This is a genomic window from Burkholderia sp. AU30280 (assembly GCF_020420125.1).
Lineage (GTDB): Bacteria > Pseudomonadota > Gammaproteobacteria > Burkholderiales > Burkholderiaceae > Burkholderia.
In genome coordinates this window covers 571,755-596,406 of sequence record NZ_JAIZRY010000002.1, presented here as the reverse complement: position 1 = coordinate 596,406, position 24,652 = coordinate 571,755, and the positions used below count along the sequence as shown (strand labels likewise).

General features: G+C 64.6%; 23 protein-coding genes and 1 other RNA gene. 5 read left to right on the top strand and 19 right to left on the bottom strand.

Annotation, left to right across the window (positions count from 1 at the left end; genetic code table 11):
• Positions 1–7: 7 nt before the first annotated feature.
• Positions 8–931 (bottom strand): histone deacetylase family protein, encoded by a 924-nt coding sequence (locus LGN17_RS06820; protein WP_011351344.1) that lies wholly within the window; start codon positions 929–931, stop codon positions 8–10.
• Positions 932–974: 43 nt separating this feature from the next.
• Here LGN17_RS06820 and mltB point away from each other — a divergent pair, with 43 nt between their 5' ends.
• Positions 975–2,318 (top strand): lytic murein transglycosylase B, encoded by a 1,344-nt coding sequence (mltB, locus tag LGN17_RS06815; protein ID WP_226195642.1) that lies wholly within the window; start codon positions 975–977, stop codon positions 2,316–2,318.
• 78 nt (positions 2,319–2,396) lie between these two features.
• Here mltB and cysM read toward each other — a convergent pair whose 3' ends face one another.
• From cysM to gyrA, 16 genes are all read right to left on the bottom strand, one after another.
• Positions 2,397–3,299 (bottom strand): cysteine synthase CysM, encoded by a 903-nt coding sequence (gene cysM, locus LGN17_RS06810; protein WP_175967143.1) that lies wholly within the window; start codon positions 3,297–3,299, stop codon positions 2,397–2,399.
• 198 nt (positions 3,300–3,497) lie between these two features.
• The gene (locus tag LGN17_RS06805) at positions 3,498–3,842 is read right to left on the bottom strand and encodes a ComEA family DNA-binding protein (RefSeq protein WP_226195641.1); all 345 of its coding nucleotides are present in this window, start codon (positions 3,840–3,842) and stop codon (positions 3,498–3,500) included.
• Positions 3,843–3,915: 73 nt separating this feature from the next.
• Positions 3,916–4,908, bottom strand: a complete 993-nt coding sequence (gene rfaD, locus LGN17_RS06800; RefSeq protein ID WP_011351340.1) for an ADP-glyceromanno-heptose 6-epimerase — start codon at positions 4,906–4,908, stop codon at positions 3,916–3,918.
• Between the two features lie 63 nt (positions 4,909–4,971).
• Entirely contained in the window at positions 4,972–5,922 is a 951-nt protein-coding gene (gene rfaE1 / locus LGN17_RS06795) for a D-glycero-beta-D-manno-heptose-7-phosphate kinase (RefSeq protein ID WP_226195640.1), read from the bottom strand.
• Positions 5,923–5,929: 7 nt separating this feature from the next.
• Complete coding sequence (locus tag LGN17_RS06790; RefSeq protein WP_226195639.1) at positions 5,930–7,330, bottom strand: UDP-glucose dehydrogenase family protein; 1,401 nt, start codon at positions 7,328–7,330, stop codon at positions 5,930–5,932.
• Positions 7,331–7,420: 90 nt separating this feature from the next.
• On the bottom strand, positions 7,421–8,593 hold the full coding sequence (gene lapB / locus LGN17_RS06785) for a lipopolysaccharide assembly protein LapB (RefSeq protein ID WP_226195638.1): 1,173 nt from the start codon (positions 8,591–8,593) through the stop codon (positions 7,421–7,423).
• A gap of 53 nt (positions 8,594–8,646) precedes the next feature.
• Positions 8,647–8,940: a lipopolysaccharide assembly protein LapA domain-containing protein gene (locus LGN17_RS06780; RefSeq protein ID WP_021157458.1), complete on the bottom strand. Its 294-nt coding sequence runs from the start codon at positions 8,938–8,940 to the stop codon at positions 8,647–8,649.
• Positions 8,941–9,150: 210 nt separating this feature from the next.
• Complete coding sequence (locus LGN17_RS06775; RefSeq protein ID WP_006486894.1) at positions 9,151–9,474, bottom strand: integration host factor subunit beta; 324 nt, start codon at positions 9,472–9,474, stop codon at positions 9,151–9,153.
• A 22-nt stretch (positions 9,475–9,496) separates the two neighbouring features.
• Positions 9,497–11,209, bottom strand: a complete 1,713-nt coding sequence (rpsA, locus tag LGN17_RS06770; RefSeq protein ID WP_069257957.1) for a 30S ribosomal protein S1 — start codon at positions 11,207–11,209, stop codon at positions 9,497–9,499.
• A 142-nt stretch (positions 11,210–11,351) separates the two neighbouring features.
• Positions 11,352–12,038, bottom strand: coding sequence for a (d)CMP kinase (cmk, locus tag LGN17_RS06765; protein WP_226195637.1), 687 nt, complete (start codon positions 12,036–12,038; stop codon positions 11,352–11,354).
• 13 nt (positions 12,039–12,051) lie between these two features.
• Entirely contained in the window at positions 12,052–13,356 is a 1,305-nt protein-coding gene (gene aroA, locus LGN17_RS06760) for a 3-phosphoshikimate 1-carboxyvinyltransferase (protein ID WP_226195636.1), read from the bottom strand.
• A gap of 13 nt (positions 13,357–13,369) precedes the next feature.
• The gene (locus tag LGN17_RS06755; protein WP_226195635.1) at positions 13,370–14,296 is read right to left on the bottom strand and encodes a prephenate dehydrogenase/arogenate dehydrogenase family protein; all 927 of its coding nucleotides are present in this window, start codon (positions 14,294–14,296) and stop codon (positions 13,370–13,372) included.
• Positions 14,297–14,482: 186 nt separating this feature from the next.
• Positions 14,483–15,565, bottom strand: a complete 1,083-nt coding sequence (gene pheA, locus LGN17_RS06750) for a prephenate dehydratase (RefSeq protein WP_124669188.1) — start codon at positions 15,563–15,565, stop codon at positions 14,483–14,485.
• A gap of 33 nt (positions 15,566–15,598) precedes the next feature.
• Positions 15,599–16,681 (bottom strand): 3-phosphoserine/phosphohydroxythreonine transaminase, encoded by a 1,083-nt coding sequence (serC, locus tag LGN17_RS06745; protein ID WP_089460586.1) that lies wholly within the window; start codon positions 16,679–16,681, stop codon positions 15,599–15,601.
• Positions 16,682–16,837: 156 nt separating this feature from the next.
• Entirely contained in the window at positions 16,838–17,437 is a 600-nt protein-coding gene (locus LGN17_RS06740; RefSeq protein WP_021157463.1) for a DUF2059 domain-containing protein, read from the bottom strand.
• A gap of 83 nt (positions 17,438–17,520) precedes the next feature.
• A complete protein-coding gene (gene gyrA, locus LGN17_RS06735) occupies positions 17,521–20,124 on the bottom strand; it encodes a DNA gyrase subunit A (protein WP_226195634.1) in 2,604 nt (867 codons plus the stop codon).
• Positions 20,125–20,665: 541 nt separating this feature from the next.
• Between gyrA and ompA the strand changes: the two genes are divergently transcribed.
• From ompA to ssrA, 4 genes are all read left to right on the top strand, one after another.
• A complete protein-coding gene (gene ompA / locus LGN17_RS06730) occupies positions 20,666–21,334 on the top strand; it encodes an outer membrane protein OmpA (protein WP_175951661.1) in 669 nt (222 codons plus the stop codon).
• Between the two features lie 154 nt (positions 21,335–21,488).
• Positions 21,489–22,187: a bifunctional 2-polyprenyl-6-hydroxyphenol methylase/3-demethylubiquinol 3-O-methyltransferase UbiG gene (gene ubiG / locus LGN17_RS06725; protein WP_226195633.1), complete on the top strand. Its 699-nt coding sequence runs from the start codon at positions 21,489–21,491 to the stop codon at positions 22,185–22,187.
• Between the two features lie 13 nt (positions 22,188–22,200).
• On the top strand, positions 22,201–22,917 hold the full coding sequence (gph, locus tag LGN17_RS06720) for a phosphoglycolate phosphatase (RefSeq protein ID WP_226195632.1): 717 nt from the start codon (positions 22,201–22,203) through the stop codon (positions 22,915–22,917).
• Positions 22,918–22,934: 17 nt separating this feature from the next.
• Positions 22,935–23,304, top strand: a transfer-messenger RNA (tmRNA) gene (gene ssrA / locus LGN17_RS06715).
• 274 nt (positions 23,305–23,578) lie between these two features.
• Here ssrA and LGN17_RS06710 read toward each other — a convergent pair.
• Both LGN17_RS06710 and LGN17_RS06705 read right to left on the bottom strand, forming a co-directional pair.
• Entirely contained in the window at positions 23,579–23,932 is a 354-nt protein-coding gene (locus LGN17_RS06710) for a DUF4148 domain-containing protein (RefSeq protein WP_226195631.1), read from the bottom strand.
• A gap of 376 nt (positions 23,933–24,308) precedes the next feature.
• Positions 24,309–24,578 (bottom strand): hypothetical protein, encoded by a 270-nt coding sequence (locus LGN17_RS06705; protein WP_226195724.1) that lies wholly within the window; start codon positions 24,576–24,578, stop codon positions 24,309–24,311.
• Between the last annotated feature and the right edge of the window lie 74 nt (positions 24,579–24,652).

Here is a 24,652-nt window from a genome sequence, read left to right as displayed (position 1 = left end):
TCGGTCATCAGATGCCGGCCAGCACGCGCAGGTGTGCGACCACGCTGCGCCCGAGCGCGGACAGGTTGTAGCCGCCTTCGAGGCAGCTCACGATGCGGCCCTGCGCATGCCGCCGCGCCACGTCGACGATCTGCGCGGTCAGCCATTCGAAGTCGGCTTCGACGAGGCCGAGGTTGCCGATGTCGTCCTCGCGATGCGCGTCGAAACCCGCCGACACGAACAGCATCTGCGGCTTGAACGCATCGAGGCGCGGCAGCCAGAACATGTCGACGGCTTCGCGGATCGCCATCCCGTTGCTGCGCGCGGGCATCGGCAGGTTGACCATGTTCGGGGCCTGGTGATCGACGCCCGAGAACGGATACAGCGGATGCTGGAAGAAGCTGCACATCAGCACGCGCTCGTCGTTCGCGAACGCGGCTTCGGTGCCGTTGCCATGGTGCACGTCGAAATCGATGATCGCCACACGCTCGAGACCGTGTACATCGAGCGCATGCCGCGCGGCAATCGCGACGTTGTTGAAGAAGCAGAAACCCATCGCGCGCGCGGGCTCCGCATGGTGGCCGGGTGGGCGCACGCCGCAGAACGCATTCGCATAGCGGCCTTCGATCACCGCGTCGGTCGCCGCGATCGCGGCGCCAGCCGCGCGCAGCGCCGCGCGCCACGTATCGCGGTTCATCAGCGTATCGGGATCGATCTCGACGTAGCCGTCCACCGGCGTCATGCTCCGGATGTAGTCGATGTGCGCCTGCGTATGCACCCGGCCCAGCGCCACCTCGCTCGCGAACGGTGCGGTTTCGTGCACGATCAGGTCGTCGATGCGGCTCGCGATCAATTGATCCTGGATCGCCGAGAGGCGGGCCGGGCATTCCGGATGCCATTCCCCCATCTCGTGCAGCATACAGTCGGGGTGCGTATAGAAAGCGGTTGCCATAAGCTGTCATCCACGGCGCACGGTGCGCCGCAGGTCTCCATCAATGATGTCCATCGTCTGCCGCGAATTCGCCGCTAACTTACCACAACGGGGGCCCCCCACGCCCCGGCGCGCCGGATCCGTCGGGTATACTGCGCCGAACCCAATCGCCCTGTCCGCCCGCTTCGACATGAATTCCAGCAAGCCTGCCGCCCTTCTCTCCGCGCTGTTCCGCGCTCGCGTCCCGCTCGTTGCGGTCGCTGTAGTGGCGGCCCTCGGCACCGCGCCTGCCAGCGCGCAGACGCAGCCCGCGAAGTCCGCGGGCAAGCTCGTCGCACAGGCCCAGCCGCAGCAGCCGACGCCGCAAGGCCAGACCTTCGAAGAGGAAATCGTTCCGCAGCGCTACGCGAACAACGCGAAGGTCGACGCGTTCATCGACGAGATGGTGAGCCGCAACGGCTTCGACTCCGCGAGCCTGCATGCGCTGTTCTCGCGCATCAGCTATTCGGCAACGGCCGTCAAGCTGGTGAAGCCGGCCCCGTCGCCGACAGTCAAGAACTGGCGCGTCTATCGCTCGCGCTTCATCGAGCCGATCCGCATCAACGCGGGCGTGAAATTCTGGAAGGCGAACCAGGCAACGCTGCAGCGCGCGTCCGAGCAATTCGGCGTGCCGCCCGAGGTGATCGTCGGCATCATCGGCGTCGAGACGATCTACGGCCGCTACATGGGCAATTTCCGCGTGCTCGACGCGCTGACGACGCTGACGTTCGACTATCCGGACACGCCGAATCGCGACAGCCGCCAGGCGACGTTCCGCAAGAACCTCGAGGATTTCCTGGTCTGGACCCGCGATAACCAACTCGATCCGACCACCGTGCTCGGCTCGTATACGGGCGCGATCGGGATCCCGCAGTTCCTGCCGAGCAGTATCCGCGAATATGCGGTCGACTTCGACGGCACGGGCCATGTCGACCTGCGAAGCAGCCCTGCCGATGCGATCGGCAGCGTCGCGAACTACCTGAAGCAGCACGGCTGGGAAACCGACCGTCCGGTGGTCTGGCAGATCACGCCCGATACGGGCAGCCTGGGGATCGCCCAGGCCGCCGCCGACGGCCAGCCTGAACCGCACTGGGCGCTGTCGCAACTGCTGCGCGCGGGCATGACGCTGAACGAGCCGGCGGTCAACATCACCACCGAAGCCGGTACGCCCGTGACGGTGGTCGACCTGCCGTCACCGGGGCGCGCGACCGAGTACATGCTCGGTCTCAAGAATTTCTATGTGCTGACGCGCTACAACCGCAGCTTCTTCTACGCGCTCACCGTGTACCAGCTTGGCGAGGCCGTGAAGGCACAGATGGAAGCAAGCGGCGCACTTCAGCCGAGCGCCACCGAAACGCAATCGCAGTAAGCATCGCCCGCCCAACGAAAAAGCGCCGCACAAGCGGCGCTTTTTTATCGCACGCGCTCGACGCGCGCCTGCCCGCGTTCAGGCGGGAAACACGCCCGTGGACAGGTAGCGGTCGCCGCGATCGCAGACGATGAACACGATCGTCGCATTCTCGACCTGACGCGCGATGCGCATCGCGACTTCACATGCGCCGCCCGACGAAATGCCCGCGAAGATGCCTTCAACAGCCGCGAGCCGGCGCGCCATCGTTTCCGCTGCGGCCTGGCTCACGCTCTCGACGCGGTCGACTCGGCTGCGATCGAAGATGGTCGGCATGTATGCCTCCGGCCACTTGCGGATGCCCGGAATGCGCGAACCGTCTTCCGGCTGCGCACCGACGATCTCGATCGCCGGATTCTGTTCCTTCAGATAGTGCGACGTGCCCATGATCGTGCCCGTCGTGCCCATGGCCGACACGAAATGCGTGATGCGGCCTTCGGTATCGCGCCAGATTTCCGGGCCCGTCGCTTCGTAGTGCGCAATCGGATTGTCGGGGTTCGCGAACTGGTCGAGGATCACGCCCTTGCCTTCGCGCTGCATCTGGTCCGCGAGATCACGTGCCAGCTCCATCCCGCCCTTCACCGGCGTCAGAATGATTTCGGCACCGTAGGCGGCCATGCTCTGGCGGCGCTCGACCGACAGATCTTCCGGCATGATCAGCACCATCTTGTAGCCGCGGATCGCCGCGGCCATCGCGAGTGCGATACCCGTATTGCCGCTCGTCGCTTCGATCAGCGTATCGCCCGGCTTGATGCGCCCGCGCGCCTCGGCCTTGCTGATCATCGACAGTGCCGGACGATCTTTCACGGAACCGGCCGGATTGTTGCCTTCGAGCTTCGCGAGCACCACGTTGTTGCGCGCGCGAATCTCCTCGTCCGGCAAGCGGACGAGTTGGACGAGCGGCGTATTGCCGATCGTGTCTTCGATAGTTTTGTAAGCCATGGATATACCGTGAGTACGAGGCCGATCAATCGATCGATTGTAAACCAGCACCGCTGCTCGCGCCGGCAACCCCATTGCGACGATGGAATACGCGTGGCCGCCCTACGCCGTGCCCACGCAAAAAACCCGCGGCATGCCGCGGGAAGCCGTCGCAACGACGGCGGCTGAAGGAGCTCGTTGTCGATCGCGCGTAGCGCGTTACTTCTGTGCGGTGCGGGCGGGTGCAGCCGCAGGCTTGCCGGCAGGCGGCTTACCCGCAGCCGGCTGCGCGGCACTCGTGCCGGCCGCGCCTATCGTCAGCCCTTCCTGCTGAAGCCGCTCGACGGTATGGCCACCCATGCCTTTCACGCGTGATGCGAGATCTTCGGCATTCCTGAACGGACCGCGTGCGCCGCGTTCGTCGAGAATCGCTTTCGCCCGCGCCGGGCCGATGCCCTTGATGCCGACGAGCGCATCCTCGTTCGCGGTGTTGACGTCGACGGCCGCCCAGGCCGACGCGATCGTGCCGAGCATTGCCGCTGCGGCCAACCATTTCCTGATCATGTGCTGGATCTCCGATGAATTCGGCCGGCGGCTGCCGACCGTGAGACCCAGTCTATCGATTCAACGCTTCCGCTTAAACCTGGCCGGATAGCCAACGGACGTAGCGGTCGACGCCTTCCTGCACGGTCAGGAACGGCGCGTCGTAACCGGCCGCGCGCAGCTTCGTCTGGTCGGCCTGCGTGAAGCACTGGTACTTGCCGCGCAATGCATCGGGAAACGGCACGTATTCGATCAGCCCTTGCTCGACCTGCTGTGCGAGCGTCAGCGGCGGCTGGTTGTCGAGCGCGCGCAGCGTATTCACGACCGTCGACGCGATATCGTTGAACGGCTGCGCACGGCCCGTGCCGAGGTTGAAGATGCCCGACTTCTCCGGATGATCGAAGAAGAACAAATTCACCTTCGTCACGTCCTCGACCGACACGAAGTCGCGCGTCTGCTCGCCCGGTGCATAGCCGTTGTACTCGCCGAACAGCTTCACCTTGCCTTCCGCACGGAACTGGTTGAAGTTGTGGAACGCGACCGACGCCATGCGCCCCTTGTGCGTTTCGCGCGGGCCGTACACATTGAAATAGCGGAAGCCGGCGATCTGGCTCTTCGCGGTCGGCAGCACGCGACGGATCACCTGGTCGAACAGGAACTTCGAATAGCCGTAGACATTCAGCGGCGCCTCGACGTCGCGCTCCTCGACGAACCGCGTCGAGCCGCCGTAGATCGCCGCCGACGACGCGTACAGGAACTGCGTGCCCTGCGCGAGGCAGGTGTCGAGCACCGCGCGGCTGTAGCGGAAGTTGTTGTCCATCATGTAGCGGCCGTCGGTTTCCATCGTGTCCGAACAGGCGCCTTCGTGGAACACCGCGCGTACCTTGCCGAAATCGCCGCGTGCGAAGCGTTCGACGAATTCCGTTTTGTCCAGATAGTCGTCGATCTCGCAATCGACGAGATTCCGGAACTTGTCCGCGCGCGTCAGGTTGTCGACCGCGATGATGCGCGTCTCGCCGCGCTCGTTGAGCGCCTTGACGATGTTCGCGCCGATAAAACCGGCTGCGCCGGTGACGATGAGGGTCATGATCGTCCTGCCTGAAAAGTGCGAGCCATGCGTGCGGCGCGCTCGTCGCGCCACCGCATGCGCTCAGTGAAACAGTTCGTCGTAGTCCACCGTGGCCGTGCCGAGCTTGCCGACCACGATGCCTGCCGCGCGATTCGCGAGCACGACGGCATCGACCAGCGGCACACCTGCGCCGAGCATCGTCGCAACCGTCGCGATCACGGTATCGCCCGCGCCCGACACGTCGAACACCTCGCGCGCGAGCGCTGGTGCGTTCAGTTCGCCGTTGGAGGAAAAGAGCGTCATGCCCTCTTCCGAGCGCGTGAGCAGCAGCGCGTCGATGTCGAGCTCCGCGCGCAGCTTCGCAACGCGCGCGCGCAGATCGTCTTCCGACTTCCACTGCCCGACCACTTCACGCAGTTCCGCGCGATTCGGCGTGATCAGCGACGCACCACGATAGCGTGCCCAGTCGTCGCCCTTCGGATCGACGAGGACGGACTTGCCGGCCGCACGCGCTTTCTCGATCATCGTCGTGACGTGCGTCAGGCCGCCTTTCGCGTAATCCGACATCAGCACGACGTCGTGCTGCGGCAGCAGCGCATCGAAGCGTGCGAGCCCCGCGAGCAACACCTCATGCGTCGGCATGGCCTCGAAGTCGACGCGCAGCAGTTGCTGCTGGCGCGCGAGCACGCGCAGCTTGATCGTGGTCGGCAGCGCCGGGTCGCGCTCGAGATGCGGCGTCACGCCGCTACTGCCGAGCAGCTCGACGATCCGCTCGCCGGGTTCGTCGCAACCGACGACGCACAGCAACCCGGCCTGTCCGCCGAGCGTCACGGCGTTGCGCGCAACGTTCGCTGCACCGCCAAGGCGCTCTTCCTGACGCTGCACATGCACGACCGGCACCGGTGCTTCAGGCGAAATGCGATCGACGTTGCCGAACCAGTAACGGTCGAGCATCACGTCGCCGACGACCAGCACGCGCGAGCGCGCGAGCTGCTCGCGCGGCACCGGAACGACTTCGCGGAGAGTATTCATCGTAGGGTCAGCCACGGGTGGACGACTGGGGATCGACATACGGCCGGCCGATCGCGTAGTAGTCGATGCCCAGTTCGGCCATCGCATCCGGCTCATAAAGGTTGCGCCCGTCGAAGATCACGGGCGCCTTCAATTCGGCCTTCAGACGCGTGAAGTCGGGGCTCCGGAATTCCTTCCACTCGGTCACGATCACGAGTGCGTCCGCGCCCGTCACGGCGATGTCCTGCGTCTCGACGAGATGCAGCCGCGCCAGCGCGTCCGGGTTGGTGCCGAAATCGAGTGCAAACACGCGCCGTGCCTCGTCGACCGCGACCGGATCGTACGCACGCACGGTCGCGCCGCGTTCGAGCAGCGCGGCGATCAGGCGGCGGCTCGGCGCCTCGCGCATGTCGTCGGTGTTCGGCTTGAACGCCAGGCCCCAGACTGCGAACTCGCGGCCGGTCAGGTCAACGCCGAAGCGCTGCTCGATCTTGCCGATCAGCACGTCCTTCTGCGCATGGTTGGCCGCCTCGACGGCTTCCAGGATGCGCAGCGGCTGGCCGTTCTCGCCTGCGGTGCGAATCAGCGCCTGGACGTCCTTCGGGAAGCACGAGCCGCCGTAGCCGACGCCAGCGTACAGGAAGTGATAGCCGATGCGCGGATCGGAGCCGATCCCGCGGCGCACGGCCTCGATGTCCGCGCCGACCTTGTCGGCGAGATTCGACATCTCGTTCATGAACGAGATACGCGTGGCAAGCATCGCGTTCGCCGCGTATTTCGCGAATTCGGCCGAGCGCACGTCCATGTAGATCGTGCGCTCATGGTTGCGGTTGAACGGCGCGTAAAGCTTCTTCATCTTCTCGCGCGCGATCATGCCCGTCTCGTCGTCGTCGACGCCGATGATGATCCGGTCCGGACGCATGAAGTCTTCGACCGCGGCGCCTTCCTTCAGGAACTCCGGGTTCGACACGACCGAGAAGCGATGCGCGACGCTGCCTGCCAGACCGCGGGCGGCAAGCGCCTCGTCGACCACGCCGCGCACGCGCTGCGCGGTGCCGACCGGCACCGTCGACTTGTCGACGATCACCTTGAAGCCCGTCATGTGGCGGCCGATGTTGCGCGCGGCTTCGAGCACGTACTGCAGGTCGGCCGAGCCGTCCTCGTCGGGCGGCGTGCCGACGGCGATGAACTGGATCTCGCCGTGCGCGACGCTCGCCTCGATGTCGGTCGAGAAGCGCAGGCGCCCGGCCGCGCGGTTGCGCGCGATAATGTCCAGCAGCCCCGGTTCGTGAATCGGCATCCCGCCGTTGTTCAGGGTGTCGATCTTGCGCAGATCGACGTCGAGGCAGAATACGTCGTGACCGATCTCCGCGAGGCAGGCGCCCGTGACGAGACCGACGTAGCCGGTGCCGATGATGGTGATTTTCATAGATGTTCCGGTACTTCCCGGTAATTGACTAACTTGGCCGCCGGGACAAGCCCGGCGGCAACCGCAGCGTGTTGGCTCCGCGTGCCGGGATCAGCCCGGCATCGCAGGTTCGACGCGGCGCGGCGCATAGGTTTCCCAACCGCTGCATCCGGGGCACTGCCAATAGAAAAGCCGTGCCCGGAAACCGCAATTCTGGCACGTATACCGTGGCAGATTCTTCGTGCGCTGCTTGATCAGCGCACGCATCATTTCAAGCTCCTTACGACGCGGCTCGTCGGCTGCGGCGATTTGCGCATCGAGCAGATGCAGCATCCCCGACAGGTTCGGCGACTTCTCCATCTGCGTACGCGCGAGCGCGTGCGCCACATCCTGGCCACGCAACCCCGCGAGGTGCTGGTACGCGATGTCGAGCAGGTCGTTCGACGGATAGCGGTCGACATACCCCATCAGCAGCTCGGCGCCTTCGGCGTTCTTGCCGAGCGCGACATACGCCTTCATCAGCTTGTCGGCGACGAGCGGCAGATAGGCCGGATTCTGCGCTTCGACGCGCTTCCAGTGCTCGATCGCGGCCGCATGGTTGCCCTCCGCTTGCGCCGCGTCGCCGGACAGGACCGTCGCGCGAACGTTCTGCGGGTTCACGGTCAGCGCCAGGCGCAGCTGTTCGGCTGCCGCTGCCGCGTTCTTGCGCTGCAGCGCGTCCTGCGCGAGTTCGCAGTGGAACTGTGCAATTTCGACGCCGAGCGGCTTGTCGCTCATCGACTCGATGCGCTTCGCCGTATCGATCGACTTGTTCCAGTCCTTTTCGATCTCGTAGATCGTCAGCAGCGCCCGCTGCGCGCCGAGCGCGTAATCACCGTCGGCGAGCTTGTGAAACGCCTCCTCCGCACGATCGAGCAGGCCGGCTTTCAGGAAATCCTGGCCGAGCTCGTACAGCGCGTGGTCGCGCTCGTTGACCGGCAGGTCCGTGCGGCTCAGCAGGTTCTGGTGCACCCGGATCGCGCGGTCGGTCTCGCCGCGGCGGCGGAACAGGTTACCGAGCGCGAAGTGCAGTTCGACCGTCTCGGGATCGAGCTTGGCGACCTCGATGAACGCGTCGATCGCCTTGTCGGGTTGTTCGTTCAACAGAAAATTCAGGCCGCGAAAATACGATCGCGGCAGGTTGGCGCTCTCCGACAGGAGATTCTTCAGGTCATAGCGTGACGCCGCCCAACCAAGCGCGAATGCCACCGGAATCGCGAGCAACCACCAGAAATCCAGATCCATGCGAAATATCGAAGCAGAGACGAAAACCGCGCGATTATCGCGCGGCGTCCGTGTTAAATGACGGGCGGCATCGGCGGCTGGTCGATGACGGCCGGCGTTTCGCGTGCCGCACGCAGATCGCGCTTCAGGCGCCCATTCTCGAGACGCAGACGGAAGATCGAAGGCAGCGCGGACAGCAGGCCGGCCAGCAGCCCCACGGCGAAGAACGCGAGGCCGATCAGGATCAGCGGCGCTTGCCATGAATAGCCGGCAACGAAATTCAGCGTCGCGGTTTGCGTATTGGCCAGCGCAAGCACCAGCAACAGTACGAACACCAATACCCGGATCAGCCAGACGATAAACTTCATGAAGCCCTCTCTTTGTTGAGGTTTGCCGCGGCGCGCGACTCCCCTTCGCCGCACCGAATCGACCCGTATTGTAAAGGATGCGTTTCCGCGCCTGCGCAGATCCTGCGCGCACCCGTTGCGCGGCGATCGCCGAAAATGAAAAAAGCGCCCGCAAGGGGCGCTTTTCTTTTCAGCCTTCGCCGGATGGGTTCCGGGCAAACCGGATGACGCTCAACGCTCGTCGTCCGGATCGTCAGCCTTCAGCGGTTCACCGGCGCGGCCGTCGACGCGTTCCCGCAATTCCTTGCCAGGCTTGAAGTGCGGCACGAACTTCTCGGGCACCTGCACTTTCTCCCCTGACTTCGGGTTGCGTCCGACGCGCGCCGGGCGACGGTTGAGGCCAAAGCTGCCGAAACCCCGAATTTCGATGCGATGCCCTTTCGCCAGGGCGTCAGACATTGCATCGAGCATCGTTTTCACCGCGAAATCCGCATCCTTGAGGACAAGTTGCGGAAATCGCGATGCCAGCTGCGCGACCAACTCGGATTTGGTCATACTTCAGCAGACCTCGTGAGGCTTACTGGTTCTGGCCGTCGAGCTTCGCCTTCAGCAGCGCGCCGAGGTTGGTCGTACCGGTCGCAGCAGCGCTCGAGTCCGACTGCAGGCCGCGGATCGCTTCCTGTTGTTCAGCCGAGTCCTTCGCCTTGATCGACAGGTTGATGCCGCGCGACTTGCGATCGATGTTGATCACCATCGCGTTGACCTTGTCGCCTTCCTTCAGCACGTTGCGTGCGTCTTCGACGCGATCCTGCGAGATTTCCGATGCGCGCAGGTAGCCTTCGATGTCGCCCGTCAGCGTAACGACCGCACCCTTCGCATCGACCGTCTTCACGACGCCGTCGACGATCGAGCCCTTGTCGTTCATTGCAACGTAGTTGCTGAACGGGTCGCCTTCGAGCTGCTTGATGCCGAGCGAAATACGTTCCTTCTCGACGTCGATACCGAGCACGATGGCTTCGACTTCGTCGCCCTTCTTGTACTTGCGAACAGCTTCTTCGCCAGCTTCGCTCCACGACAGGTCCGACAGGTGAACCAGGCCGTCGATGCCGCCCGGCAGACCGATGAACACGCCGAAGTCGGTGATCGACTTGATTGCGCCCGTGATCTTGTCGCCCTTCTTGAAGTTGCGGCTGAAGTCATCCCACGGATTCGGCTTGCACTGCTTCATGCCGAGGCTGATACGACGACGGTCTTCGTCGATCTCGAGGACCATGACTTCGACTTCGTCGCCCAGCTGGACAACCTTCGACGGCGCAACGTTCTTGTTGGTCCAGTCCATTTCCGACACGTGGACGAGGCCTTCGATGCCCGATTCCACTTCGACGAATGCGCCGTAGTCGGTGATGTTCGTGACCTTGCCGAACAGGCGCGTGCCCGACGGGTAACGGCGCGAGATGCCTTCCCACGGATCGTCGCCCAGTTGCTTGATGCCCAGCGAGACGCGGTTCTTCTCTTGGTCGAACTTGAGGATCTTCGCGGTGACTTCCTGGCCAACCGACAGGACTTCGCTCGGGTGACGCACACGACGCCATGCGATGTCGGTGATGTGCAGCAGGCCGTCGATGCCGCCGAGGTCGACGAACGCGCCGTAGTCGGTGATGTTCTTGACCACGCCGTTGACGATCGCGCCTTCCTTCAGCGTCTCGAGCAGCTTCGCGCGCTCTTCGCCTTGCGTGGCCTCGATCACTGCACGACGCGACAGCACGACGTTGTTACGCTTGCGATCGAGCTTGATCACGCGGAACTCGAGCGTCTTGCCTTCGTACGGGGTCGTGTCCTTGACCGGACGCGTGTCGACCAGCGAACCCGGCAGGAACGCGCGGATGCCGTTGACCATCACGGTCATGCCGCCCTTCACCTTGCCGGTGATCGTGCCGGTGACGAGTTCGTTGTTGTCGAGAGCCTTTTCCAGCGACAGCCACGATGCAAGGCGCTTCGCCTTGTCGCGCGACAGGATCGTGTCGCCGTAGCCGTTTTCGAGTGCGTCGATCGCGACGGACACGAAATCGCCCGACTGCACCTCAACCTCGCCCTGATCGTTCAGGAATTCCTCGATCGGAATGTAAGCCTCGGACTTCAGGCCTGCATTGACGACCACGAAGTTGTGGTCGACGCGCACGACTTCGGCGGAAATCACTTCGCCGGCGCGCATGTCTTGGCGGGTCAGCGACTCTTCGAACAGAGCCGCGAAAGATTCAGTATTCGGGTTGGAGGTTTGCAGGTCGGACATAAAAATCTGATTGTGCATGGCTCGCTGTGCCACGCCGGCCGGAATGGCAGGCTGAAAGGGCCAGATCGAAGACCACACGGGGTTAAGGGTTCGAAACACGCTCCGCGCTTGCGACGCGGGGCACCTACCGCTGCCCGCCTTCTCAGGCGGGCTGACCGAGCGCCCGATACCACTGCAGCACCTGGTCGACTGCTTCGTCGACCGAAAGTGCCGACGTATCGAGCAGCTTGGCATCTGCCGCGGGCTTCAGCGGTGCGGCCGCGCGATTGCTGTCGCGCGCGTCACGGTCACGAAGATCCCGGAGCAAGTCATCTATATTAGCAGAAAAACCTTTTTGCATCAATTGCTTATGCCGCCTGGTCGCGCGCGCCTCGGCGCTGGCCGTCAGGAACACCTTCAGCACGGCGTCCGGGAAGATCACGGTGCCCATGTCGCGCCCGTCCGCGACGAGGCCTGGCGTCTTGCGGAACGCGCGCTGGCGCGCGACGAGCGCGGTGCGCACGGGCCCGTGCACGGCAATCGCCGATGCGCGGTTGCCGACCGCCTCAGCACGGATGTCGTTCGACACATCGACGCCGTCGAGCTGCGCGCAGCCTTCGCGGAACGTGATGTGGAGATCGTCGATCAGTTTCACCAGCGCGTCGATGTCCTCCGCGTCAATGCCGTAGCGCACGCTCGCGAGCGCGGCGAGCCGGTACAGCGCGCCGCTGTCGAGCAGGTGGAAGCCAAGGTGCGCGGCGACGAGCGCGGCGACGGTGCCCTTGCCGGAAGCAGTCGGGCCGTCGATCGTGATGACGGGAGTCGGGTGAAAGGGTCGGGTCGATTTCATCGGAACAAATGGGTCAGGCTTTGGCGAGCGCGGCGAAGCGGTCGAAATAGTCGGGGAACGTCTTGCCGACGCACTTCGGATCGTTGATCCGCACGGGCACGCCGCCCAGGCTGACGAGCGAGAAGCACATCGCCATCCGGTGATCGTCGTACGTGTCGATCGCCGCGTTCGGCGTGAGCTTTTCCGGCGGCGTGACGACGAGGTAGTCAGGGCCTTCCTCGACGATCGCGCCGACCTTGCGCAGCTCGGTCGCCATCGCGGCGATGCGGTCGGTTTCCTTCACGCGCCAGCTCGCGATGTTGCGCAGCGTGCTCGTGCCGTTCGCGAACAACGCCGCGACCGCAATGGTCATCGCCGCATCGGGGATCAGGTTGAAGTCCATGTCGATCGGCTCGAGCTTGCCGTGGTCGTGGCCGATACCGCGCACGTCGATCCAGTCGTCGCCCATCGTCACGTTCGCGCCCATCTGCATCAGCGCATTCGCGAAACCGACGTCACCCTGGATGCTCGCCCGCCCCACGCCTTCGACGCGCAGCGGGCCGCCGCCAAGTGCGCCGGCCGCGAGGAAATACGATGCGGACGACGCATCGCCCTCGACCATGATCCGCCCCGGCGAGCGGTAGCGGACGCCGGCCGGCACGACGAAGCGCTGCCAGCCGTCGCGCTCGACGGTCACGCCGAAGCGCTCCATCAGCCGGATCGTGATGTCGATGTACGGCTTCGAGATCAGCTCGCCGTCGACCTCGACGACGATCCTGCCGTCCTTCGCCTTCACGAGCGGCAGCGTCATCAGCAGCGCCGTGAGGAACTGGCTCGACACGTCGCCGCGCACGCGGATCGGCGCGTCGACGGAAATGTTCGCGGGCTTGATCCGCAGCGGCGGGTAGCCTTCGCTCAGCTCGTAGTCGATCTGCGCGCCGATCTGCCGCAGGCCGTCGACGAGATCGCCGATCGGCCGCTCGTGCATGCGCGGCACGCCGTGCACGCGATAGTCGCCGCCGTTCACCGCGAGCGCGGCGGTCAGCGGCCGCACGGCCGTACCCGCGTTGCCGAGGAACAGGTCGGCCGTCTTCGCGGTGAATGCGCCGCGCGTGCCCGTGACGACGCAGGTGTCGCCATCGCGCGCGAGCTTCACCCCCAGCTTGCCGAGTGCGTCGAGCATCACGCGCGTGTCGTCGGAGTCGAGCAGGTTGGTGATCGTCGTTTCGCCTTCGGCAAGCGCCGCGAGCAGCAGCACGCGGTTCGAAATGCTCTTCGAGCCGGGCAGGCGCACGGTGCCCGATGCGCTGGAGTACGGGCCGAGATCGAGATAGTCCATGGGAATCGTCCTGTTATTTCTTGACCGGTTCGGCAGCGGGCGCACCACCGCGCTCCTGCCATGCCTTGCGCGCCGCGCGCGAGCGCGTGAACACCGCTTCGAGCGCCGCGCCGTCGCCGGCGTCGATCGCCGCGCGCAGCCGCGCGAGCACGCGCGTATAGCCATCGAGTTCGTCGAGCAGCGCCGCGCGGTTCGCGACGCATACGTCGCGCCACATCTCCGGGCTCGACGCCGCGATGCGCGTGAAATCGCGGAAGCCGCCCGCCGCGTACGAGAACTTCAGTTCCGCATCGGCCTCGCCGAGGATCTGTTCGACGAGCGCGAACGACAACACGTGCGGCAGATGGCTGATCGACGCAAACACACGATCGTGCTGCTCCGTGCTCATCGTGCGCACGTCAGCGCCGGTCGCACGCCACATCGCGTCGATCCGCGCGACCGATTCGATTGCATTCTCCGGCAGCGGGCACAGCACGACGTTGCGGCCGACGTACAGATCCGGCAACGCGGCCTCGACGCCGCTCGACTCGCGACCGGCGATCGGATGCCCCGGCACGAACTGCGCGACCCGAGCACCGAGCGCTTCGCGCGCGGCCGCGACGACATCGGACTTGGTGCTGCCCGCATCGGTGACGATCGTCGCCGCTTCAAGCCACGGCGCGATGCGCGCGAGCAACGGCCCCGTCTGCGCGACGGGCGCCGCCAGCAGCACGAGATCGGCGCCTGCGAGCGCGTCACGTAATTGCACGTCGTCGTCGAGCGCCGCCGCTCGGTCGATCACGCCGAGCGCAAGCGCACGCTCGACCGAAGAACGTGAACGACCCACGCCGACAACCTCGCCCGCGCCGCCCGGCGCGCGCTCGCGCAGTGCGCGGGCCAGCGATCCGCCGATCAGGCCGACGCCGAAGATGACCAGTTTGTTGAATGCAAAGCCTGACACGACAAGAGCCAAGTTACGCGCGCGGGACGACGCCCGCCACGCGGAATTCCAGATTCCGGGCAACAGGCCCGCATCCGGCACAACCTGCGCCGGATGCCGCCCGAACCCGCCTTCGGCAGCGCCGACCGGCCTGCCCTGCCCGCCGGGCCCCAACGCCTGCGTGAACAAGCGACGGGCCGCCGCGCATCAGCGTGCGCGCGGATACGAACCGAGTATCTTCAGGAACGCGGCCTTCTGGCCGAGTTCCGCGAGCGCGGCCGCAACTGCCGCATCGTCCCGATGCCCCTCGATGTCGATGTAGAAGTAGTACTCCCATGTGCCGACGCGCGCCGGGCGCGACTCGAAGCGCGTCATCGACACGCCGTGCCGTGCGAGCGGCTCGAGCAGCTTGAAAACGGCGCCCGGCTCGTTCTTCACCGACACGATCAGCGACGTCTGGTCGTGACCGCTTTGCCCCGCCGGCTGCTTGCCGATGATCACGAAGCGCGTGCGGTTGTGCGGATCGTCCTGGATCAGCGAGAACGCGATCTGCAAGCCGTAGTGCGCGGCCGCGCGGTCGCCCGCGATCGCCGCGACGGTTGGATCAGCCGCCGCGAGACGCGCGGCCTCCGCGTTGCTCGCTACCGCCTGCCGCTCGAGCTGCGGTGCATTCGCTGCGAGCCACTGCTGGCATTGCGCGAGCGCCTGCGCATGCGCACAGACGCGTTTCACGCCGTCGAGCGTGCCGCTCTGCGTCAGCAGGTTGTGATGGATCGGGAGCGCGAGCTCGCCGCTGATCAGCAGTTGTGTCTGCAGCAGCAGGTCGAGCGTTCGAGACACGGCGCCTTCGGTCGAGTTCTCGACCGGCGCAATGCCGAATGCGGACGCGCCGGCCTCGACCGAGCGGAACACCTCGTCGATCGACGGGCACGGCAGCCCTTCGATCGACTGGCCAAAGTACTCGAGCATCGCCTGCTCGCTGTACGTGCCGACCGGCCCGAGGAACGCGACGTGGATCGTCTGCTCGAGTGCACGGCTCGCGGCCATGATCTCGCGCCAGATGGCGCTGATGTGCTCGCTCGCGAGCGGCCCCGCGCTCATGTCCTGCAGCCGCGCGATCACTTGCAGCTCGCGCTCCGGCCGAAACACCGGCGCGTTGAAATGCTTCTTGACCTCGCCCACCTCCAGCGCCACCGCGGCGCGCTGGTTCAGGAGCGCGATCAGCTGCGCGTCGATCGCATCGATGCGATCACGCAGCGGTTTCAGGCGGGAATTCAGTTCGTCGTCCATGCGTTTTGCCGTGCTGTTTGAACAGCGCCGCCGTCAGGCGCCGCGCTGCTCGAAGTCCTTCATGTACTCGACGAGCGCTTTCACGCCCTCGAGCGGCACCGCGTTGTAGATCGACGCCCGCATGCCGCCGACGGACTTGTGGCCCTTCAGCTGCAGCAGCCCGCGCGCCTTTGCGCCGGCAAGGAAGTCTTCGTTGCGCGTTTCGTCGGCCAGGAAAAACGGCACGTTCATCCGCGAACGCGCTGCCGGCTCGACCTTGTTCAGATAGAAGCTGCTCGCATCGATCGTGTCGTAGAGCAGCTTCGCTTTTTCGATATTGCGGGCCTCGATCGCTTCGAGGCCACCCTGCCGCTTCAGCCACTGGAATACCAGGCCCGCGATGTAGATCGCGTAGGTGGGCGGCGTGTTGTACAGCGAGTTGTTCGCGGCGATGGTCTTCCATTCGAACGCGGACGGGCAGATCGACAGCGCGCGGTCGAGCAGATCCTCGCGCACGATCACGAGCGTCACGCCGGCCATCCCGATGTTCTTCTGCGCGCCGCCGAACAGCACGCCGTACTTCGCGACGTCCATCGGACGCGACAGGATGTGCGACGAGACGTCCGCGACCAGCGGCACGTCACCGAGATCGGGAATCTCGAACGTCTCGACGCCGTCGATCGTCTCGTTGGTGCACAGATGCACGTACGCCGGATCGTCCGACAGCTGCCATTCGGCGCGCGCGGGCGCACGCGTGAAGCCGTCTTCGGTCTTGCCGGTCGCGGCGAGATGCGGCGTGCCGTATTTCTTCGCTTCGCTGAACGACTTCTGCGACCACGAGCCCGTGACGACGAAGTCGGCCGTCTTGCGCGACCCGAGCAGGTTCATCGGCACGATCGCGTTTTCCGCGATACCGCCCCCCTGCAGGAACAGGATCCGGTGACTGGCCGGCACGCCGAGCAGGTCGCGCAGGTCGGTCAGCGCGGCCTCGTGGATCGACATGAATTCCTTGCCGCGATGGCTCATCTCCATCACGCTCATGCCGCTGCCGTGCCAGTCGAGCATTTCGTCGGCAGCTTGCCGCAGCACTTCCTCGGGCATCGCCGCGGGGCCGGCGGAGAAATTAAAGACGCGCATCGTGAAAACCTCGGAGGGACGCGACCGGCTCGCCGCCGGCAGAACGCGCCAGAAAAGAAATGGCCGCTTGCGCTCGCGCGCAAACGGCCATTATCGCACTGTCGCCAGGCTCCCGCCAAACCCGGCCGAACGGCCGGGGGGCGTGCCTGGACGGCTTTACTTGCCCGGCTTGACTGCTGCGACTTCCTTGTCAGCCTGCGTGCGCGTTGCCTGGATAGCTTGCGGCATGTACTTCTGCATCAGGCCGTTGACCACGTCGCGACCGACCTGATCCTGAACCTGGATGAACTTGCGGCCCGTCGGGCTCTTGTAGAACGTCGTCAGATCCTTGATCTCCGACGTGCTGTAGTACTTCGCGTATGCGTCGTACTGAGCCGACATCGCGTCGTTCTGGAACTGCTGCGTGCCGAACACCTTGCCTGCGCCGTCAACCAGCTTCGGCACTGCGTTCTTCTGCAGCGTCGGAACGGCAGCCTGCTTCTGCTTGTCGTTCAGCGTCTTGTTTTCCGACAGCGCGTCCGACAGGATCGCCGGCACGAGTTGCTTGGCCTGCATTTCGGCGCTGTTGCCGATTGCCGACACGAGCTTCGGCGCGTCGATCGCGTCGAGCAGATCCTTGATCGCTGCCTTCTTGTCGGCGTCGATCGGCGCAGCTGCCGCAGCGGGTGCCGGTGCGGAATTCGACAGCGCTTGCGCCATCGCGAACGTCGGCACCAGTGCAGCCAGCAGGACCAGTTGCTTGAATTGCTTTTGCATCATCACTCCCTTTTGGAAATATGAATGGTTGCTCGCCGGCCGCGGCGCTTCACGCCCGCGGCGGCCAGAGTCTTATCCGTTCTTCAGGCTTCGCCGTCCGACGCCTCGTCGGCCTCGCCATCGCCCTCTTCGGCCTCCGCGATCTGCTGCAGGCCAGAGAGCTTGGTACCCTCATCGAGACTGATGAGTGTAACACCTTGCGTGGCACGCCCCATCTCGCGAATCTCGGATACGCGGGTGCGAATCAACACGCCGGCCGTCGTAATCAGCATGATCTGATCCTCGGCGTCGACGAGCGTCGCGGCCACGACCTTGCCGTTGCGCTCGGACGTCTGGATCGCGATCATACCCTTCGTACCACGGCCGTGGCGCGTGTACTCGGTGATCGGCGTGCGCTTGCCGTAGCCGTTCTCGGTCGCGGTGAGCACGGTCTGCTCCTCGCTGCCCGCGACCAGCATCGCGATGACCTGCTGCCCGTCCTCGAGCTGCATGCCGCGCACACCGCGCGCCTCGCGCCCCATCGGACGCACGTCGTTCTCGTCGAAGCGCACGGCCTTGCCGGCGTCGGAGAACAGCATCACGTCGTGCGCGCCGTCGGTGATCGACGCACCGATCAGGAAGTCGCCGTCGTCGAGGCCGACCGCGATGATGCCCTTCTTCATCGGACGGCTGAATGCTTCGAGCGGCGTCTTCTTCACGGTGCCGAGCGACGTCGCCATGAAGATGAACTTGTCGGCCGAGAACTCCTTGACCGGCAGCACGACGTTGATCTTCTCGCCATCCTGCAGCGGGAACATGTTGACGATCGGGCGGCCGCGCGAGTTGCGCGAGCCCTGCGGCACTTCATAGACCTTGACCCAGTACACGCGGCCGCGGTTCGAGAAGCACAGGATGTAATCGTGGGTGTTCGCGATGAACAGCGTCTCGATCCAGTCGTCTTCCTTCATCTGCGTCGCCTGCTTGCCGCGACCGCCGCGCTTCTGCGCGCGGTACTCGGACAGCGGCTGCGACTTCACGTAGCCCGCATGCGACATCGTGACGACCATGTCCTGCGGCGTGATCAGATCTTCGGTGTTCAGCTCGGTCGCGTTCAGTTCGATCTTCGAGCGGCGCGCGTCGCCGAACTCGGCTTTCACCGTGGTCAGCTCCTCGCCGATCATCGTCGTGATCCGCTCGGGGCGCGCGAGGATGTCCAGCAGGTCGGCGATCTGTGCCATCACTTCGCGGTACTCGCCGATGATCTTGTCCTGCTCGAGGCCGGTCAGGCGCTGCAGACGCATCTGCAGGATTTCCTGGGCCTGCGTGTCGGACAGGCGGTACAGGCCGTCGCTCTGCATGCCGAACGCCGGGTTCAGACCTTCCGGGCGGTACGCGGAGCGGCCGCCGGCCGCCGCGTTCTCGCTCTCTGCGCGCGTGAGCATCTCGCGCACGAGCGACGAATCCCACGGCTTCGCCATCAACTCCGCCTTCGCGATCGGCGGCGTCGGCGCGGCCTTGATGATCGCGATGAACTCGTCGATGTTCGCAAGCGCGACCGCGAGACCTTCGAGCACGTGGCCGCGTTCGCGGGCCTTGCGCAGTTCGTAGATCGTGCGGCGCGTCAGCACTTCGCGCCGATGCGACAGGAAGCACTGCAGGATTTCCTTCAGGTTCAGCAGCTTCGGCTGACCGTCGACGAGCGCGACCATGTTCATGCCGAACGTATCCTGGAGCTGCGTCGCCTTGTACAGGTTGTTCAGCACCACTTCCGGCACTTCACCGCGCTTGAGCTCGATCACGACGCGCATGCCGCTCTTGTCGGACTCGTCGCGGATGTCGGAGATGCCTTCGAGCTTCTTCTCGTTGACAAGCTCGGCGATCCGCTCGAGCAGCGAACGCTTGTTCACCTGGTACGGCAGCTCGTCGACGATGATCGCCATCCGCTGGCCGCGGTCGATCTCCTCGAAGTGCGTGGCCGCACGCATCACGACGCGGCCACGCCCGGTGCGGTAGCCGTCGCGCACGCCGGCGACGCCGTAAATGATGCCGGCCGTCGGGAAATCCGGCGCCGGGATGATCTCGATCAGCTCGTCGATCGTCGCTTCCGGGTTGGCCAGCAGGTGCTGGCACGCGTCGACGACTTCGTTCAGGTTGTGCGGCGGGATGTTGGTCGCCATGCCGACCGCAATACCCGACGAGCCGTTGATCAGCAGGTTCGGGATGCGCGACGGCAGGACCGACGGCTGCGTTTCGTTGCCGTCGTAGTTCGGCTCGAAATCGACCGTTTCCTTGTCGATGTCGGCGAGCAGCTCGTGACCGATCTTCGCCATGCGAATTTCGGTGTAACGCATCGCCGCGGCATTGTCGCCGTCGATCGAGCCGAAGTTGCCCTGCCCGTCGATCAGCATGTAGCGCAGCGAGAAGTCCTGCGCCATCCGTACGATCGTGTCGTAGACCGCGGTGTCGCCGTGAGGGTGGTACTTACCGATCACGTCACCGACGATACGCGCCGACTTCTTGTACGCGCGGTTCCAGTCGTTGTTCAGTTCGTGCATCGCGAACAACACGCGCCGATGCACGGGCTTCAGGCCATCGCGGACATCCGGGAGGGCACGTCCGACGATCACGCTCATCGCGTAATCGAGATACGAACGGCGCATTTCCTCCTCTAGGGAGGTGGGCAGGGTCTCTTTGGCGAATTGATCCATGTATCCGTATCGTTTCGGAGCGAAGACGGCGAACGCCTTTCGCGTGGGCGCTGCATGCGCAACGCAACGCGAGATTCTAACATGCGCCCATCAGCCGCCAATTCGCCTCCCCCTCTATATATAAATAGCGAAAATCGCAGCCGCGGCGAACCGGCCGGAAATTGCCCACCTCAATTGCGCCCGACTCGGCGCCACCGACGATCGCCTCGCACTTGTTTCTCGCACACGAGTAAACAAATGCATTCACTGGCGCAATTCCGCCCCCACACTCTTGACAATCTCTGAAAGTTACGGCAGGCCGGTGTTGCGCATGCACCACAAACGTTGGGGCGATCTTAGGGTGGGGAGGATTTTTTTTCGTAGGAAGGGAACGATATGGCAAAATGCCAACGCACTGAAAGTTAGACGCTGCTCGAAGTCTACACAGAGCGGTGCCGCGTTTTTGTGCCGCACCAATGTTATACTTCGAGCAATGTATGACTTGTCACCGTCAACAGGCTCGCAGTAAACCTGCGGTAATCTCAATTTCGAGAGGAGAAATATGAATAAACTTTCAAAGCTCGCGTTCATTGCAGCTACCGCAGTTATGGCTGCATCCGCTTCGGCACAGTCGGTGCCGGCGTCGCGTCAAGCCGTCAATGACAACTGGGTGAACGGCACGGGCGAATGGGTGTGGATGAACGGTACGAACGAGCTCTGCTGGCGCGATGCGTTCTGGACGCCGGCCACCGCCAATGCGAAGTGCGATGGCGCACTGGTCGCTACAGCACCGCAACCGCCGGTCGCTCCGGTCGCTCCGGTCATCTCGAGCCAGAAGATCACGTATCAAGCTGACGCTCTGTTCGACTTCGACAAGGCAACGCTCAAGCCGCTGGGCAAGCAAAAGCTGGACGAACTGGCTGCGAAGATCGAAGGCATGAACACGGAAGTGGTCGTCGCAACGGGCTACACGGACCGCATCGGTTCGGACAAGTACAACGACCGTCTGTCGCTGCGCCGTGCGCAAGCCGTGAAGTCGTACCTGGTCAGCAAGGGTGTGCCGGCCAACAAGATCTACACGGAAGGCAAGGGCAAGCGCAACCCGGTTACGACTGGCTGCAACCAGAAGAACCGCAAGCAACTCATCGCCTGCCTCGCACCGGATCGCCGCGTGGAAGTCGAAGTGGTTGGTACGCAAGAAGTCCAGAAGACGACCGTTCCGGCAAACTAAGCCGCGGTTTTCGACTGCTTCAAAGCCCCGCTCCGGCGGGGCTTTTTCTTTGATGCCCGTCCAGGCGCTCGCCGCTTCGCCGCTCGTCCGCTTCTTATATACTCGGGGCTGACGAACCGCAGCACCGCCCTCCTCCTGTAGCCCGTTTGCCGACATGACCAACGCCGATCCGCACGAACTCCAGAAATTCAGCGACCTCGCCCATCGGTGGTGGGATCCGAATGCCGAATTCAAGCCGCTGCACGACCTGAACCCGGTCCGGCTCGGCTGGATCGATGCGCATGCGCACCTCGCCGGCAAGCGCGCGCTCGACGTCGGCTGTGGCGGCGGCATCCTGTCCGAATCGATGGCCGGAATCGGCGCACAGGTGAAAGGCATCGACCTGTCGACCGAAGCACTCGGCGTCGCTGACCTGCACAGCCTCGAAAGCGGCATCTCGGTCGATTACGAGGCGATCGCCGCCGAGGCGATCGCCGCGCGAGAGCCGGGCACCTACGATGTCGTCACGTGCATGGAAATGCTCGAGCACGTGCCGTCGCCCGGCGATGTCGTCGCCGCGTGTGCGACGCTCGTGAAGCCGGGCGGCTGGGTGTTCTTCTCGACGCTGAATCGCAACCTGAAGGCTTACCTGTTCGCCGTGATCGGCGCGGAGTACATCGCGCAAATGCTGCCGAAGGGCACGCACGACTACGCGCGCTTCATCCGCCCGTCGGAACTGGCCGGCTTCGTGCGGGCAACGGATCTGCACATCGTGGAGATCAAGGGCATCACGTATCACCCGATCGGCAAGCGCTTCGCGCTGTCGAACGACACCGACATCAACTACCTCGTCGCGTGCCGTCGTGGCGCGTGACCTTCCAACCGGCATGACGACTCCCCTCTCGACCGCTCGGGCTGCACTCGACGAACCGCGCCTGCTGCACTGCGATGCCGTGCTGTTCGATCTGGACGGCACGCTCGCCGACACGGCCCCCGATCTCGCGGCTGCCGTCAACAAGATGCAACGCGTGCGCGACCTGCCCGAAACACCGCTCGACGTGCTGCGGCCGCTGGCCTCGGCCGGTGCGCGTGGCCTGCTAGGCGGCGCGTTCGGTATCGATCCGCACACGCCCGGTTATGAAGCGATGCGCGACGAGTTCCTGGCCAACTACGCGACGGATCTGTGCGTGCATACGACGCTGTTCCCCGGCATTGGCGACGTGCTCGACGAACTCGACATGCGCGGCGTGCGCTGGGGCATCGTCACGAACAAGGCAATGCGGCTCACGGCGCCGCTCGTCGAGCTGCTGGGCCTCGCGCCGCGCGCCGCCTGCGTCGTCGGGGGCGACACAACGCCGCATTCGAAGCCGCACCCGGCCCCGCTGCTGCATGCGGCCGACCAGTTGACGCTCGCGCCTGCGCGCATCGTCTACGTCGGCGACGATCTGCGCGACATTCAAGCCGGCAGCGCCGCCGGCATGGCGACGGTCGCGGCTGCGTACGGCTATTGCGGCGACGGCGCCGCGCCGGCCGACTGGCAAGCGCAGCATCTCGTCGACACAACGCAGCAACTGCGCGAACTGCTGCGCGATGTTGGGCTATAATGATCGATCTTATCCGCGGGGGCGACCTGGTTTCGACAGGGGTTGTGAAGCGGCTAGGGCATGTCGAGGACCCGTCACCTCGTTAATCAATGGGAAAATCGTAACTGCAAACGACGATACGTTCGCACTGGCAGCCTAAGGGCCGCCGTCCTCTGCCTAGTTCACTGACGGGCTAGTGTCGCAAGACCGGTAGCAATACCGCCAGAGGTCATTTACGTCAGTTAAGCCCTGTCGGCGTCGCGACGCCAGGGTCGAAAACCTAGCGAATCGCCGTAGTGCAGCGTGTTCGTCCGCGTCGCTGCGGTTAAATCAAATGACTGAACTAAACATGTAGAACTAGTCGTGGAGCGCTTCTGGACGCGGGTTCGATTCCCGCCGCCTCCACCATATTCCGCGCTCGCCGCACGAACCCCGCATGACGCAAGTCTGCGGGGTTTTTTGTGGCCGGCGAAACGCATGCGCCTCCTCCTTCCGAAAAAGCGCCCAGCCACGGGTGGGCCGGGCGGAATGCCGCCGGGCTTCCGGCGACAGGAGGTGACGGATGTCCTGCCGCGCCCGCGCAATCGTCGATCGCGCCAGGCAGCGGCCAGCCCGGGCGCTGCAGTGCCGGGCGCGACGCGTCGTCGCACCCGGCATTCACGCACACCGGGCGATGCGCGGTTTAGCTGCCGCGATACAACGACTTCATTTCCTCAGCGGTGGCCGGACGCACGCCCATTGCGCGCGAACCCGATGCCGATACGCCCTGCGCCTGTGCACCGTACCCGCTGGCGTCGGCGCCTTGCGCTTGCGCCAGCGCACTGCGCTGTTGCTCTGCAACACGCGCCGTTGCAGCCTGGATCGCTTCCGGATAATGCGGATCTTCACCGCGAGCGGAGTTGTAACCCGCCTGCTGCAGTTGGACCAGTTCGGCACGAACCTGTGCGCGGGTGATCGTCGAGCCCGACTGTGCAAACGACACGACCGGGGCAACGAGAGCGGCAGCAACGACAACAGCTTGAACGAGCGACTTCATGATGACCTACCTCCAGATTTGTCTGTGTTCGCGGTGAACACCTTGTTCATCGCTGACAACCCGAAGTTTATGTAGGCAGATGCTTAAGAATAAGGCAGGTTTCTGGAAGACATCCTTCCTGATTTACGGGTTAACCCTAGTCATCTGTCAGGTCGGCGATGTGCGCGCGGGCATCGCCCGGCGTCAAATCGCATGAAGATTCGACGGAAAGCAAAAGCCCCGCGAAGCGGCAACGCTTCGCGGGGCTCGGACAGAATCGGGATCGCATGGGATTCCGGCAGTAGCCGGTGAGCCAGGCCGATGCGCGGGCGGGCCCAATGCACGCCAGTCGGACCGGTGCCGCACGACTATCGTGCGGACGCGCCCGCCAGCCGGGTTACTGAGTATCCATCGGACACTTCAGGTTGCAGCCGTTCGGATCGCCCATGTCGCCCTTGCGGCGCAAGGCCGACTTCTTGCCGCTCTGGTATTTCTGCGACGGCGCTGACGCCGCGAACGGCATCTGCGGATGCTCGTTCAGGCGAAACTGTTCGCTCAGGATGCCGCCGGGCACACCGGGGGAATTCTGCGCGAGCGCAAACGGCGAAACAGCGATCAGCAGCCCCGCGGTCAACGCTGCCGCGGCGAGGGGAACGGAAAATTTCATGGCGGGATGACGCTTGAACGGCGTGCTTGTTGGAACGTTGGTCAAGCGGCAAGCGTAGCGCAAATCCCTCGCTG